12 protein-coding genes and 2 pseudogenes are annotated in these 14355 nt (G+C 69.7%); 5 read left to right on the forward strand and 9 right to left on the reverse strand.

Annotated elements, in window-relative coordinates:
• Window positions 1-686: 686 nt before the first annotated feature.
• The 3 genes and pseudogenes from ACX28W_RS39730 to ACX28W_RS39740 all read right to left on the reverse strand — a co-directional run.
• Window positions 687-974 (reverse strand): annotated as a pseudogene (locus ACX28W_RS39730) (SDR family oxidoreductase); the annotation flags it as partial.
• Window positions 975-1676: 702 nt separating this feature from the next.
• Window positions 1677-1988, reverse strand: a pseudogene (locus tag ACX28W_RS39735) (transposase family protein); the annotation flags it as partial.
• 85 nt (window positions 1989-2073) lie between these two features.
• Window positions 2074-2745: a TetR family transcriptional regulator gene (locus ACX28W_RS39740; RefSeq protein ID WP_459005002.1), complete on the reverse strand. Its 672-nt coding sequence runs from the start codon at window positions 2743-2745 to the stop codon at window positions 2074-2076.
• Between the two features lie 226 nt (window positions 2746-2971).
• Between ACX28W_RS39740 and ACX28W_RS39745 the strand changes: the two genes are divergently transcribed.
• The 5 genes from ACX28W_RS39745 (at window position 2972) to ACX28W_RS39765 (ending at window position 6932) form a co-directional block, all read left to right on the forward strand.
• Window positions 2972-3808: an oxidoreductase gene (locus tag ACX28W_RS39745; protein ID WP_459005003.1), complete on the forward strand. Its 837-nt coding sequence runs from the start codon at window positions 2972-2974 to the stop codon at window positions 3806-3808.
• 35 nt (window positions 3809-3843) lie between these two features.
• On the forward strand, window positions 3844-4860 hold the full coding sequence (locus tag ACX28W_RS39750; protein WP_459005004.1) for a type 1 glutamine amidotransferase family protein: 1017 nt from the start codon (window positions 3844-3846) through the stop codon (window positions 4858-4860).
• 475 nt (window positions 4861-5335) lie between these two features.
• On the forward strand, window positions 5336-6160 hold the full coding sequence (locus ACX28W_RS39755; RefSeq protein WP_459005005.1) for a hypothetical protein: 825 nt from the start codon (window positions 5336-5338) through the stop codon (window positions 6158-6160).
• 95 nt (window positions 6161-6255) lie between these two features.
• Window positions 6256-6414 (forward strand): transposase, encoded by a 159-nt coding sequence (locus ACX28W_RS39760; RefSeq protein WP_459005006.1) that lies wholly within the window; start codon window positions 6256-6258, stop codon window positions 6412-6414.
• 314 nt (window positions 6415-6728) lie between these two features.
• A complete protein-coding gene (locus ACX28W_RS39765; protein WP_459005007.1) occupies window positions 6729-6932 on the forward strand; it encodes a transposase in 204 nt (67 codons plus the stop codon).
• A 262-nt stretch (window positions 6933-7194) separates the two neighbouring features.
• Here the strand turns inward: ACX28W_RS39765 and ACX28W_RS39770 are convergent, their stop codons facing one another.
• From ACX28W_RS39770 to ACX28W_RS39795, 6 genes are all read right to left on the reverse strand, one after another.
• Window positions 7195-7878 carry an ATP-binding cassette domain-containing protein gene (locus ACX28W_RS39770; RefSeq protein ID WP_459005008.1) on the reverse strand — a complete coding sequence of 228 codons (684 nt, stop codon included), beginning with the start codon at window positions 7876-7878 and terminating at the stop codon, window positions 7195-7197.
• Window positions 7875-8888: an ABC transporter ATP-binding protein gene (locus ACX28W_RS39775; protein WP_459005009.1), complete on the reverse strand. Its 1014-nt coding sequence runs from the start codon at window positions 8886-8888 to the stop codon at window positions 7875-7877. The genes ACX28W_RS39770 and ACX28W_RS39775 overlap by 4 nt, the downstream gene beginning before the upstream one ends.
• Window positions 8878-10689, reverse strand: a complete 1812-nt coding sequence (locus tag ACX28W_RS39780; protein ID WP_459005010.1) for an ABC transporter permease subunit — start codon at window positions 10687-10689, stop codon at window positions 8878-8880. Before ACX28W_RS39780 ends, ACX28W_RS39775 begins: the two co-directional genes overlap by 11 nt.
• A 74-nt stretch (window positions 10690-10763) precedes the next feature.
• Window positions 10764-12260 carry an ABC transporter substrate-binding protein gene (locus ACX28W_RS39785; RefSeq protein ID WP_459005011.1) on the reverse strand — a complete coding sequence of 499 codons (1497 nt, stop codon included), beginning with the start codon at window positions 12258-12260 and terminating at the stop codon, window positions 10764-10766.
• A gap of 219 nt (window positions 12261-12479) precedes the next feature.
• Window positions 12480-13208 (reverse strand): TIGR03943 family putative permease subunit, encoded by a 729-nt coding sequence (locus ACX28W_RS39790; RefSeq protein WP_459005012.1) that lies wholly within the window; start codon window positions 13206-13208, stop codon window positions 12480-12482.
• A complete protein-coding gene (locus ACX28W_RS39795) occupies window positions 13205-14227 on the reverse strand; it encodes a permease (protein WP_459005013.1) in 1023 nt (340 codons plus the stop codon). The genes ACX28W_RS39790 and ACX28W_RS39795 overlap by 4 nt, the downstream gene beginning before the upstream one ends.
• Window positions 14228-14355 lie beyond the last annotated feature (128 nt).

Genomic DNA, 14355 nt, shown 5'->3' on the forward strand with positions numbered 1-14355 from the left:
CGGCGACGGGACGCCGGCCGTCACCGAAACCCTCGCCGGAGGAACCGTGACGAGCACTCACACCTACACGGACGCGGTGGGGAGCCCCTACGCCATCACCGCGACCTACGGCGGGGACGCGAACTTCGCCGGGGACACCGCGACGGACAGTCATGTGGTTGATGAAGAGGCCTAGCAGGCCGGCCACAGCAGCCGATTTGTGCCTCGACGGGGAGTGACGCCCGACCGGGAAGGCCGGTCGGGCGTCAACCCAGACCTTGTCATCGAAAGCGAGGCCCCTCGGCCCGGTGAGCGAGATGTATCAGGTCTCGACTCGCCGGCCAGGGGCCTCGCTGGTGTTTTCGCGCCGACTGGGTTGTCGACGGCGAGCAACGAGACGACCCACAGCGGCACGCGCCGCGTCGGCAACCTCTCCAACACGCCAGTCATGCTCGGCACACCGAAAGTTCTCGAAAGCGCCGGTGTCACCCACATCCAATACACCGTCAACCATTAGGCGCTCTCGCCTTGGATCACCATACGGATCACAGGAAGAGCAGCTGCTCACAGTTTCGTCAGGACGTGAAAGGCAAGATTCTTGATCATGGTGTTGGCCCAGCGCATCTGCCGCAGCGTCTGCGGGTGGCATTCCGAGACCACGGCGACTTCGGCTGCCTCGGAAGCGTCATCGAGGGGGCGCCGCAGGCATCGTCGGGGAGATGGCTGCCGGCCTGCGGCCCCATCCGTAGCATCCCTCCGTCCACTACCCAAGAGGCACCCGTGACATAGGACGCACCCTGCCCTGCGAGGAAGGCGATCACGGCCGCGACCTCCCGGCCATCGCCCGGGCGACCCAGCGGCACACCGGGCCGTCGCTCGGCGGTGACGTCGGTGTCTTCCTGGCCGGTCATCGGCGTGGCGATCTCACCCGAAGCGACGGAGTTGACGGTGATCCCGTGTTCGGCCAGTTCCAGCGCCATGACCTGGGTGAGCAGCAGCGCCGCCCTTCCGTCCGGAAACGGTCGCCCAGTCCGGCGTTTGCGGCACTGCCGGCCCCATACGGGCCCGTAGAAGTCGTGCGTGCCGTTGAGGTTGCGGCTGGTCAGACTCACCCAGCATGGCGCGCCGAACACGGAACGCGTGAGGACGACGTCCAGCGCAACCAAGGAGTGTGTCGTGTCGTGATTCAAGGCCATCGCGCCCTGGTCTCGTACGCCGGCAGCCACTGCTCTGACTCCGGTGTCCAACCAGAGTTCAGGTCCCGCACATCGCCTGCCCTCAGCCCCTGCCCGAAAGCGTGCTCGGTTCATGCCCGTCCCGGTGCCCCATGCGGGTCCTCCCTTGCGGCGGGTTCGCGACTCCACCCGTCCGGCGCACATCGCACGCCCGGCGCATGTCGTTGGTTCTGCCGTGGCATCACAACGACAGGGCACAGGTGTGCAGTACACGGAATTGCGGCTGCACCTGCAGCGTGTCCTGGCACGCAGTGAGTCGGCGTTCATGGGGCGCCTGGGAGTTGCCGGCGATGAGGGCGGTGTGAACGGGCGATCATCCACGGTTGAGTCGCCCGGTCCGGCTGGGACGCACGCCATGGGAAGTGACCCGGATTGCCCATTCTCGCGGAGGTGAACCGCGATAACGCTGCCAGAACACGTACCTGGACCCTCGAAGGTTCCGGCAGTGAGCCTTTTCCATCCTCAGTCTGAGCTGGCCAGATGGAGGGTGAGGACGGCTTGGACGAGGCTCGTGATTCGGGTTGTCGAGCAGCGGAGCTTACGCAGGAGCCGCCAGGACTTGAGGGTGGCGATGGCCTGTTCGACCAGTGCCCGGATCTTCGGGTGGGACCGGTTGACGGCCTGCTGACCGGCGGAGAGGCTGTCCCATCGGCCGCGGTAAGGAAGACCCACCGTGCCGCCTGCGCCCTGGTAGCCCTTGTCCGCCCAGCAGTTGATGCCGGCCTCGGTGAGGGCGTCGATGATGCCGTGCTCGCGCGCGGCCCGGACGTCATGGCTGGGGTGTTGGCCGTAAGCCGCTCGTGTCGGCGTCCAGGTCGGGCAAGCCCGCGCGAGCGGACACCGGACGGGGCGGGGTGTGTCAGCTATGGACGAGGAGACCCGTGAGCAGTATGTACAACGTCTGGTGCAGGGCGTCTGGGAAGTTCGAGTCCATGAACGCGAAGCTCGGGTCGGCGTCATAGACGGCGCGCACCGCGGGCGCGGGGTGTGTGTGGGTCCACAGGCCGCAGATCAAGACGATGATCAGGTTGGCGCCCTGTTCGGAACGCGGTTGATCGAGCTCGGGAAAGAGGCGCCGCAGCAACTCGGCCAATCCGAGCAGGCTGTCGCGGGCGCCTTCCTTGTATCGGGTCGCGACCTCGATGGAGATGTTGTGCTCCAGTACGCCGGCCTGCGCACTGAGCAGTTCGCACAGCATCGGTCGGGCAGCGAAAGATGCGGCCAGCCCGGATGCCGCGGCTTCGGTCCTGGCGTCCAGGGGGGCGCGCGCGTCAACCAGTGAGCGAAGCTGTTCGCCCGCTTCTGTCAGGAAGTCACGGGCGCTCTGGTCGAGCAGGTCGAGCAGCACGGCTTCACGTGTTTCGAAGTAGCGCAGCACGTTGGACTTGGCGAGCCCGACGCGGCGGCTCAGCTCATTGAGGCTCATCGCGGAGACCGGCATCTCGGCGAGCATCGCTGCGGCGGTCTGCAGGATGCTCTGCCTTCGCGCCAAGCGTTGTTCCTCACTCCTTGCCCGCTGGAAGGTGGTCATGTCCGAAGTCTACAGACTGGCAGTCTCTTGATTACAGACCGCCGTCCTCTTGTGTTCAGACCGACGGTCTCTTATGTTTATGGCAGCGCGAAGCCCTACCCGACCGCGGGGCCTGCGTGCGTCGGTATGCAGCAGCCCTGGCGAATCCACGCGACGGCGGCAGAAGTCCGCCCACCATCCGGCCGACGGCCCGCACACCGGGCCTGACACGAACAAGGGAACTTTCATGTCGAACAAGGTTGCACTGGTCACAGGAGCCTCCTCCGGTATCGGTGAGTCCACCGCACTCCGGTTGCAGAAGGCGGGATTCATCGTCTACGGCGCCGCGCGGCGCGTCGACCGCATGGGCGCGCTCGCCGCCGCGGGCGTACGCACGCTGGCCCTGGACGTCACCGACGGCACTTCGGCGAAGCACGCAATCGGCAGGATCATCGAAGATGAGGGGCGTATCGACGTCTTGGTCAACAACGCCGGCTACGGCTCCTACGGAGCTCTGGAGGACGTACCCCTGGACGAGGCCCGTGCCCAGATCGACGTCAACCTCTTCGGCCTGGCCCACCTCACTCAGCTCGTGCTGCCCCACATGCGCACCCAGCGCAGCGGCACGATCGTCAACATCAGCTCCATGGGCGGGCGCTTCGCCACCCCGATGGGCGCCTGGTACCACGCCAGTAAGTTCGCCGTGGAAGGGCTCAGTGACGCGCTCCGGCTCGAACTGAAGCGGTTCGACATCAACGTCGTCCTCATCGAGCCCGGCTCGATCCATACCGAGTGGGGCGCCATCGCAGCCGACAAGCTGCGCGCCGTCTCCGGCCACGGCCCCTACGCCGAGCAGGCCAAGGCCATGGCGAAGTCCCTGGAAAGCAGCTCCCAGCAGGGGGCCCGGATGACCTCTCCCCCTTCCGTGATCGCGGACGCGGTGGCCAAGGCCGCCACGACCCGCCACCCGCGCATCCGCTACCGCGTCGGCTTCGGCGCCCGCCCTCTGATCCTGCTCAGTCGGCTCCTGCCCGCCCGCGCCTTCGACGCCCTCATCAAGCGAGGCTCCGGCGTACCGGCCTGACCCCCAGCCCCGTCAACACAAGGAAAGGCCCTCTGGTGTCCAGTCCCGTCGAGCCTCGCCCTCAAGCCCTGTTCGTGCTGTCCTCTGCCCGGACTCTGCCGCTGAGCAGACCCTCCGGCCACCCAGGGATCCCCACTGGCTTCTTCCTGGTCGAACTCGCCGCGATCATGGCCGCATTCGAAAACGAATACGACTTCATACTCGCCACTCCCGACGGCAACCCGCCTCAGCTCGACATCAACGGCCTCGCCCTCAACTTCCACGCCGCCGGCAGCCTGGGCAGTGCCACCGCTCGCACCACCATTCAAAGTGCAGCAAAGCACTCCAGCCCCCAGGCCATGCGCGCCAAGAACCCCGCCCTGCTGGAACGCCGTAACGCCGAACTAGCCCTTGCACGGCGACACCTCGGACGCATCCCGGTCTCCCAGGCCCTGCCCAGAACCGACAGTGAGGCCGCCTCCATCAGGGACGACGTCGTCGCAAGCTTCGAAGCCTTGCCGCAGCACCACTACCACTCGATCCCCGAACTGATCCACCAGCACCGCGACCCGAGCAACGACTTCTCCCTCGATGGCCTCGCATTCGTCCACATGCCCGGCGGACACGCGCCAATGGTCGACTTCCACGACAACCCGTGGATGGGCGAGCTGCTGCACACCCTCCGTGAGAGTGCTGTGCCGATCTCCCTCATCTGCCACGCGCCCGTCGCGCTGACCTCCGCCCGCTACCGCATCGATGACGAAGGCACCATCACAACCGATGAACAGCACCGGTTCAAAGGCGCACGCATCACCACAGTCCCCCGCTACGGCGAGCGAATGATGCTCGAAATGCAGTACCCCAAGGTGCCCGGCGAAGCCACCCGCCTGCCCTACTACGTCGACGTCGCCCTGGACGCAGCCGGTTATGACGTCAGCCTCACTCTGAACCCCGCCGCCGTCAAAGTCATCTGGGACGACGAGCGCACTCTGCTGACCGGCAACGGACCCCAGTCCGTCGACGCCCAGACCGAACACCTCGTCCGGATCACACGGCGAACCCACACAACATGACCCCGCCGGGTCGGCCACCCTCACGCCTCCCCGCAACACGGCTGGATCACTACGATCGCCGGCCAGACGCCGTCCGGCGTGTGGAAGACCCGTACCTCGAACGGCAGGTCGCGGCTCGGGCACACCGGCCGGCGGCTCAGGTGCTGCGCCTTTCCAACCTCCCGCGCCAGCTGGGCAGTTGGCCTGGCAGACAGGTGAAGCACCTGGTAAATGGGTTTTCGACCAAGAGAACCGTCTCCATCAGAGGCTTCGCATGTTTGACGACGGCTGCCTGGCCGGCACCGGACTCATCCTGGACGGCTGAGCGGCGCGGATCCCGAGAGGCCACCCAAGCGACGAGGATTCCGCACGACCTGCACGAGTGCACCACCCGACCGGGCATCAGACTTCGAGCCGGGCGCGTCCATCGGCGGTAGCGGTCCTCGGCAGGCGAAATCCGCTCGGCGCCGTCGGACAGGGGCGGTACCTTGCCGCCATGTGCATCTCGACAGGTGAGGCCGCGTTCTCCGGCACGATCGCGTACTGCGGACGGCAGCACCACCCCGTGCACGGCCTCATCCACGTCCTGGGCTACCAGAACACCGCCGCCAACCTGGCAGACGGCCCGAACGCCATGCTGCTGCACCTGCCCACGCAACAACTCACCCCCCACCACTTCCTCGCCGCCGGACGCACCGGCGACGTCCTGCACCGCATGGTCGCCGCCGTCGGTTCCGCCGCCACAGCAGCCGACGACATCGCGTGGATGAGCTCGGAACCCCAGCCCGTCCAGGTCTTCGACCACGACGTCTACACAGTGCTCCTGGCCGCCGACCCCACCGCAGTCCCCGCCGCGCTGCGGCAGGTGCCGCCGCACCGGCGCCCTGACCTCGACCCGGACCTCCTGCGCTTCTATGCCGACCACTTCCCCGACCACACCATCGCCGTGTGCTGCTTCGACAACGCCGACGCGCAACGCGCCAAACCCTTGCTGCTGTGGTACCCGCCCCTTGACCCCGACCGGCTGACCGTGCCAGCCCTGGACAGCCACACAGGAAGGGCGCCGGACCTCGACGCCGCCGTGCCCGTGGACCACTGGGTCCTGCTCTCAACCGACCAAGCCCCCACCGGCTGGGGCTCACCCGTCGACTACCCCGGGGACATGCGCCACCGCCTGCGCGCCTTCCTCTCCACCACCGTCGTGGGCCGGCACTACGGCCGAGGGCAGACCTTGCCCAACGGAGACTTCACCATCAGCCACCGCGACCTGCTCGCCGGCGACCTCGACCGCATTGAGCGCCTGCAACCGACCCGCCGCTGAACGCGCTGGGGCGGGTCGGCCGTCGGCCGTCGTCTGACCCGACATCAGGGCATATGCACTGGTAGCGGGGCAGTGGCGCACTCTCGGGGGTTGGGGTGGGCGGGCTGCGTACCCGTTACTCGACGGATCTGTCTGATCCGGAGTGGGAGATCCTCAACGCGTTGGCGTACTGGCTGCGGGCCGGTTGCGCCTGGAGGCTGCTGCCGCATGACCTGCCGCCGTGGCAGACGATCTACCCCTACTGGCGTCGGTGACCAGGGTTTGGGCTGCCATTTGGGCGCCGTAGGGCGTAGCTCCACTGCAAGTCACCGGTGTTCGAGCAGAGTTGCCAACGCTCGAGGGAGCCGATCGCCGCCAGGCGGTCGAGTGCATCGGTCACGTCCTGGTCCTCTACCCCGCACTCGTGGGCCATCCTGTCGGCCTCGTCCTGCCCTCGCCCGGTTCCAGAGTCGCTGTGCGCCGCAACGTAGATGCTCATCAACTGCAGAAGCGCGCCTTCTCCAGCTGCCCGCGCTCTGCGGTCGGCGCGTAGGGCCCAGTCAGCAGCTCGCTGTCGGTCGAGCCGGGAATGAACCGCTCGGGGACCGGTGGAAGCTCAGACCTGCCCCGGAGCGGTTCAGTGGTCCCGCGCCGTTGGGTGGTGGAGCGAACGTTAGCCTGGCTGGGACGGTGTCGCCGCTTGTCGAAGGACCATGAGTACCAGCGCATCTGTTCGGAGAATGCCATCTACCTTGCCATGGCAATGCTTCTGGTTCGTCGCCTCACAAGGTAGGCCCGCTGACAGCCTTTTCAGACGCCCTCTATGTTGCTTTGCTTCGAAGCAGCAGGGATCGGGCGCCGTCGGTGCGCAATCGTGCGTTGCGGGCTGGAACTTTCGCGCGGACGTCTTGGATCTGTTCCCTATGAGCCTGTTTCAGACAGCCGTCACTTGGGAGCCGTCACGATCCATTCCTTCCCGAACAGGGGCGGTGCACTGGTGCTTTGCGGCCGTGGCCGCCACCGGGACAGATACCCAGGGAAAGAGGAATCCAGCACTAGGCCGGTACGAGCTTCCCCGCGCGCATCTCGATCGAACGGTCCGCGAAGTGGCGTACGACCGCACGGTCGTGGCAGATGAAGAGGTACGCCAGGTGCAGTTCGTCCTGGAGGTCGGCGAGCAGGTTGAGGACTCCGGCCCGGATGGACGGGTCAAGGGCGGACACCGGCTCGTCCAGGACCAGCAGGCGGGGTTCCGACGCCAACGCTCGGGCAATTCCAGCGCGTTGGCACTGCCCGCCGGACAACTCGTGCGGGAAGCGGTCACCGTAGGCCGGGTCCAGGCCGACCCGGTCGAGGAGTTCAGCGACCCGGGAGGGGCCCGTGGCGTCCCAGCGGCCCTGGACGCGCAGGGGTTCCGCCACCGCGTCCCGGATGCGGTGGCGAGGGCTGAGCGAGCCGTACGGGTCCTGGAAGACGGGCTGCATACGGGGGCGGAGTGGGCGCAGCTCGCGCTCGGTGAGGGCGGTCAACTCCCGTCCCTCGAAACGGACTTCGCCCGACTCCGGGCGGCGCAGCTGGAGCGCGGCGGCGACCGTGGAGGACTTCCCGCAGCCGGACGGGCCGTTCAGGGCCAGGGTCTCGCCCGCGTCCACGGTGAAGGACACATGGTCGACCGCGATGACCGTGCCGTAGCGGACGACCAGGTCGCGCACGTCGAGCAGGGGGTCGCTCCGGTTCATGCGGGCTCCTGGAACAACTCGATGACGGGGTACGGGACTGCGTCCCAGCGGTGGCAGGAGACCTCATGGCTGTCGTCGGCCGCCACTCGTGGCTGCGGTTCCTCGCGACGGCAGCGATCCTCGACGAGCGGGCAGCGGGGCGCGAAGGCGCAGCCCGGCGGGAGGGCGTCGGGGGTGGGCGGCGACCCGGGGATGAAGGGCAGCCGTCGACGACGACCGCCACCGGCGCCCATACGGCCATCAGCGTCGCCGTCGTCCGGGGGCAGTGACGCCAGCAGGCCCGCCGTGTAAGGCGCCCGGGGGCGGCCCAACACCCCTTTCGCCGGGCCCTGTTCGACCTGGCGGCCGGCGTACATGACCAGGATGCGGTCGGCGTGTTCCCGGACTACGCTCAAGTCGTGTGTGACCAGCACGAGCGCGGCGCCGACCGCCTCGCGCTGCTCGCCGAGGACCCGCAGCACCTGTTCTTGGAGCTCCGCGTCCAGCGCGGTCGTGGGTTCGTCGGCGACGACGACATCCGGTTCGTTGATCGTCGCCATGGCGATCACGGCTCGCTGGCGCATACCGCCGGAGTACTCGTGCGGATACGCCCGCGCCTTGCGTACGGCGTCGGGGATCCCCACCCGGTCGAGCGCGGCGACCGCCCGGGTGCGGGCCTCCTTGCGCGAGACACCTGCTACCGACCGTACGGCGGCGGCGAGTTGGTCGCCCACGGGGTGGACGGGGGAGAGGGCCGAGAGGGCGTCCTGGGGGACGAGGGCGATACGGCGGCCCCGCTGGGCGGCGAGATCCGTCTCACCTCGCAGCCGTACGGTTCCGCTCGTCGTCGCGCCCCTGGGCAGCATCCCGAGCAGCGCCCGGGCCGTAAGGGACTTGCCCGCGCCCGACTCACCGACCAGCGCGAGCACTTCGCGGGGCCGGACGTCGAAGGACAGCCCGCGCACGGCCTCCACCCCGTCGAACGCGATCCGCAGCTCGCGCACCGACAGCAGCGCGTCGTCAGACGTCAACGGGGGCCTCCTTCGCCACGGTCATCGACCCCATCGGACTCTGCGTACCCCTGGTGGCCTTCGCGGTGCGGGGGCGGCCGCTCTTGCGGTCACACCGTCCCTCCGCGTTTGCCGCGCCCGACACCGCAAGACCGGCCAGCAGGGCGAGGGCGACCGCCGGGGCCAGGGCCGCCCACGGGGCGCGTTCCACGTAGGCGTGGGACTCGTCGAGGAGCAACCCCCATTCGGGGGTGGGCGGTTGGGCGCCGAGGCCCAGGAAGCCGAGGGAGGCGAGGGCCAGGGCGATGCCCGGGAGGCGGAGGACGGCGTGGCGGGTGACCGGGGCGGCGACGGACGGGAGAACGTGCCGGGTGAGGATCCACAACGGACTCGCGCCGATGGCCCGTTGGGCGGTCAGGAAGGTGGACGCGCGGACCTCCTGGACCAGTGCCGCCGCGTGGGCGGACAGGGCCGGCCAAGAGGTCAGGGCCACGGCGAGGGCCGCGCCGCCCGTGCCGGGGCCGGCCGCCGCGGCGACGAGGATGCCGACGATCACCGGGGGCAGCGCGTTGGCGATGTCCGCCGCGCCCGCGGCCACGCCCGGCAGGAAGCCGAGCGCCAGGGACACCAGCAGGCTCAGCGCGCAGACCGCCGCCGCCGTGCCGACCGTGGAGGCCGCGCCGTGGCCGAGGCGGGCCAGTACGTCACGCCCGAGCCCGTCCGTGCCGAGCGGATGCGCCCAGGACGGCGGGAGCAGGCGGGCGGTGGTGTCCACGGCGTACGGGTCGCGCAGCAGGCCCCAGCTGATGGTGACCAGGAGGACGGCGGCCAGGGCCAGCGGTATTGCGGGGTGGGAGCGGACCGGGCGGGACGGCGGGAGGGTGAGGCCCGCCTCGCGCAGCGCCGGGCCGAGGAGCCGACGCCGGGCGAGGCCGGCCAGGGCGCCGGCGACCAGGCCAAGGGTGAGGAGGGCGAGGACCGAGCCCTGGAGGAGGGGCAGATCCTGGGACTTGGCCGCCCCCAGAGCCGTACGGCCGATGCCGGGCACCGCGAACACCGTCTCCACAGCGACCGCGCCGCCCGTGAGGCCGACGGCGACCATGCCGAACTGCGGTACCAGGGGCGGCATTACACGGCGCAGGGCGGCCGCCGAGACACGGGCCCGGCTCACACCCGCGCCGCGCCACAGCTCCACCCAGCGCTCGTCGAGCACGGCGGGCAGCGCGTCCGCGACCAGGCGGCCCAGCAGACCGCCGGCCGGGACACCGAGGGCTATCGCGGGGAGGACCAGGTACTCGGGGCCCGCCCAGCCCGCCGTCGGCAGCCAGCCCAGCCAGACCCCGCACACCAGCAGCGCCACCGTGGCGAGCAGGAACTCGGGCACGGCGGCGAGCATCGCGGCGAGCGCGCCGGCCGATCCCCGGCCCCGTACGAGCACCGGGGCGACCAGCGCGCAGGCGAGCAGCACCGCGACGGCGAAGGCGGCGCCCATCAGGCCGAGGGAGACCTGGAGGCCGGAGACCACCGAGGGGAACACGTCGGTGCCCGACACCCACGACGTACCGAGGTCGCCGCGCAGCAGTCCGGAGGCCCAACTCCGCAACAGGGAAAGGGGACCGGCGCTCAGGCCGAGGTCCTCGCGGATCGCGGCCAGCGCCTCGGGCGTCGCCTCCTGCTCGGCCGACCGGGCGCGTAGCACGGTCAGCGCGGGGTCGCGGCCGGACAGCCACGGCAGCAGACCGACGACGGCCAGGACGGCGACCAGACAGACAAAGCGGGTCGGCCCGGCCGGGCCGACCAACTTCCTTGCAGCACGCCTCACTTGGGCAGGACCGGCCGACTTCCCTGCGGCACGATTCGGCTGCGCCGCGCCGGCCGACTTCTCTACGGCTTTCCTCACTTGACGTAGGTGTCCGCTGTGACCAGTTCCCGCTCGCGCGGGTCGTGCGCCGCGTCCACGACTCCGGCCGCGTCGCCCTGGATGACGCGCTCGTGGAGCATCGGCACGGCGGCGTCGGTGGTGAGGACGGCGGCCTCGGCGTCGATGACGGCCTTGCGGCGGGCGTCACCGGCGGCGGTGTCGGAGGCCATGTCGAGGGCCGTGTCGACGGTCTTGTCGGCGAGCTGGGAGATGTTGAAGGAACCGTCCGCAGCGAAGTCGCTGTAGAGGTACGCGGCCGGGTCGCCGGAGTCGAGGACGGTCGCCCGCGAGAGGATGAACGCGTCGAATTCGCCCGCCAGCGCGTCGGATTCGATGTTCGCGTACTCGCGCACGTCCAGCTTGACCTTGAACCCGGCCTTCTGCAGTTGCTGCTGGAGCGTGGCCGCGACCTCGGGCAGTTCGGCACGGTCGGTGAAGGTGCCGATAGTGATCGACTTGCCCGACGGGTCACCGGCCTTGGTGCGCTTCACGGTCGACCGCAGTTCGGCGGCCCAGGGGAGCGCGGGCCCGAGCAGCCCCTCGGCGACATCCGCCCGTCCTTCGTACACTCCCTCCACGATCGACTCGGCGTCGATGGCCTCGCGGGCCGCGGCGCGCAGCGAGGCGTCCTTGAAGGCGCCCTTCTCGGTGTTCAGGTAGAGGGTGTTGGTGCGGGGCATCGGGACCTCGGTGATCAGGTCCTGGTCGAGCACGGCGGCCTGCGACACCGGGACCGCCTCCACGATGTCGGCCTCGCCGCTGCGCAGGGAGGCCGCGCGGGCGGTTCCGTCCGGCACGAACTTCACATCGACGCCGGGGGCCTTGGCCTTGCCGCCCCAGTAGTCGTCGTAGCGGTCGAGGGCGGCGGACGAGGTGCCGTTGACCTTGGTGAGCTCGAACGGGCCAGTGCCGGCACCTATCGAGTTGACGGTCTTCCCCTCGTACGCCTTCGCCGCGAGGATCGACAGCTGCGGCGAGCTGAGGCGCTGCGGGACCAGCGGGTCCTCGGTGCCCGTGGTGACGGTGACGGTGTTGCCGTCGGCCTGCGCGGTCAGGTCCACGCCGTCGAGGATGCGGGGCTTGGGGGAGGCCGTGGCCGCCTCCGTGAGGGAGTTGACGACGGCCTCGCCGGTCAGCTGCGTACCGTCGTGGAAGGTCACACCGTCCCGGATCGTGAACGTCCACTTCTTGCCCGACTGCTTCCACTCGGTGGCCAGCGCGGGCTGCGCGTCGCCCTCCGCGTTCAGCTTCACCAGGGTCTCGGCGGTCGACCAGCGCGACAGCTTGAACGCGTCGTCGGACAGCGGCGACAGGCCCGAGCGGGGCGGCTGCATCATCGCGAGACGGATCCGCTTGCTCTCACCGGAGGCGGCGCCCTCGTCGGAGCCCGTCGATGAGAAACAGCCCGTGAGCAGGGCGGAAGCCGCGGTGGTGACCGCGGTAAGAGGGACGAAACGGGCCGGGAGACGCACGGGACACTCCGAGTAAAGGCGTGGTCAAAGGTTGAATGCACCGACCGTAGCACGATGACAATCGTTTTCAGAAGCGTGCTTTTGGGCCACCGGGGTGGCGGCACTCTGCTTGGGCATGGCGGTTTGCGCGCGGACAGGGAGCTGACGCTTAGCGGTAGACCGCCAAGCGTCAGCGCGTCAACCCGTTGGACGCGATGTGGCCAGGCCGCGTCGACCGAGTCAACGCTTTTCGTAGGGGTCCGACGGCTCTTGGACCTTCTTGACCGTCTTCGCGTCCAGCAGCGGGGGCCAGGCCGCCGTCGAGCCCAGCCTGCCCTTGGGGTGCCAGGTGCCCGTGACCGTCACCCAGGTGTCCGTCGCCGGGGCGTCCGCGCCGCGGACCTGCACCTTGCTTGTGGTCGCGTCGGCCGCGCAGCAGGAGACCAGAAGCTGGGTGATGTACCACGTGCCGTCGTCCCCGTGCGTGACGAAGCCGGTCAGCCGGACCGTACGGCCTTTCAGCGAGCGCCCGCTGTCGTAGATCGCTCGGGACGTGAAGGCGGCGACGCTCAGGTCCACCGGGTCGTCGGCCGGCAACGCCGGGAACGTGCCAACGCCCTGCGCCGCGCGCTGCGCGTCCTCCCGGGCCGCGCTGTAGGAGCCGAGCGCGGGCGGCGGGAAGAGCAGCAGCGCGGTGGCGGGGAGCGTGAGCAGCCAGGCAAAGCGCGGGCCGGTCGTATGGGTGTGAACGTGCCCGTGGTCGTGCGGGTCCTCGTCCTCGTCCGGCACCTCCCGCGCGGCCCTCACCCCCGCCGCTACCCCCAACAGCACCAGCAGCGTCCCCGAGGCGACCAGATACGGCCGCAGCCCGGACTGTACGTACCGCAGATACAAGGCACTGAACAGCGAGATCCGCAGCATGGCGGCGCCCACCAACAGCGTCAGTAAGGCTGGTCCGTACCGCCTCACAGCAGCCACCACCCCACAAGCACACTGCTCACCACGGCGACCACCCAGGTCGCCGACGAGAACCGGAAGGCGAAGGCTCGGCCGAACGTCCCCGCCTGAAGCGCGATCAGCTTCAGGTCGACCATCGGCCCGACCACCATGAACGCCAGCCGCGCGGTCGGTGCGAACCCGCTGAGCGAAGCGGCCACGAATGCGTCGGCTTCGCTGCACACGCACAGCACCACGGCCAGCAGCGCCAGCAACGCGACGGACAACCAGGCCGATCCCGTGAAGACGTCGAGTACCGAGCGCGGCACCGTGATGTTGAAGGTCGCCGCCGCCGAGCCGAGCACGAGGAACCCACCGGCGTGCAGGAAGTCATGCTGCAGGCCGGCCGCGAAGACGCCCGCGCGGGAGGTCCCGGATCCCGTCTCAGGCGCCGTCGGCAGCCGCAACCACTCCTCCCGCCCGAAGCGTGCCCACAGCCAACCCATCACGACGGCCGTGGCGAGGGAGGCGACGAGCCGAGCCGCCACCATCAGCGGCTGCCCGGGAAAAGCGATGGACGTGGCCACCAGGACGACTGGGTTGATCGCGGGCGCGGAGAGCAGGAACGCGAGCGCGGCGGCCGGGGCCACCCCGCGCCGCATGAGGCTTCCGGCCACCGGTACGGACGCGCACTCGCACCCGGGCAGGACGGCACCGGCCGCGCCCGCGACCGGCACGGCGAGGGCCTGGTTGCGCGGCAGCAGCCGGCTGAAGACGCGCGCGGGCACGAAGGCGCCGATGGCGGCGGAGACGACCGTGCCCAGCAAGAGGAACGGGACACCCTGGACGACGACGGCCGTGAAGACCGTCCACCAGGCGGCAATGGGCGGGGTGTAGAGGTCGAGCGCGAGCGCCGGCCCGAGGACCCCGGCGACGGTGGCGATCGCGGCGATCGCGCCACCGCCGAGGACGACGTACACGAGCGTCCGCACGACGAGGCGCACAGCGTCGGCGAGCCCGCCACGGCCCTCCGCATACTCCTGATCGCTCACGCCACTCGCTTCGCCGTACGACACCACGGACGCACCGCACACTAGCGACGGAGGCTGTGTACCAGCCTGGCCCCGCCCTGCAGGAAGCTGTCGGAGTGACGGCTGCGCTGGTGCAAGACCAAAGCCCC

Source organism: Streptomyces sp. SD15 (genome assembly GCF_054462255.1).

What these genes read in the sequence shown, in the direction of transcription:
- ACX28W_RS39765 (WP_459005007.1), top strand. Translation starts at nt 6,729, where the DNA reads ATGAACCGCTCGGGGACCGGTGGAAGCTCAGACCTGCCCCGGAGCGGT.
- ACX28W_RS39740 (WP_459005002.1), bottom strand. Translation starts at nt 2,745, where the DNA reads ATGACCACCTTCCAGCGGGCAAGGAGTGAGGAACAACGCTTGGCGCGA.
- ACX28W_RS39770 (WP_459005008.1), bottom strand. Translation starts at nt 7,878, where the DNA reads ATGAACCGGAGCGACCCCCTGCTCGACGTGCGCGACCTGGTCGTCCGC.
- ACX28W_RS39745 (WP_459005003.1), top strand. Translation starts at nt 2,972, where the DNA reads ATGTCGAACAAGGTTGCACTGGTCACAGGAGCCTCCTCCGGTATCGGT.
- ACX28W_RS39755 (WP_459005005.1), top strand. Translation starts at nt 5,336, where the DNA reads ATGTGCATCTCGACAGGTGAGGCCGCGTTCTCCGGCACGATCGCGTAC.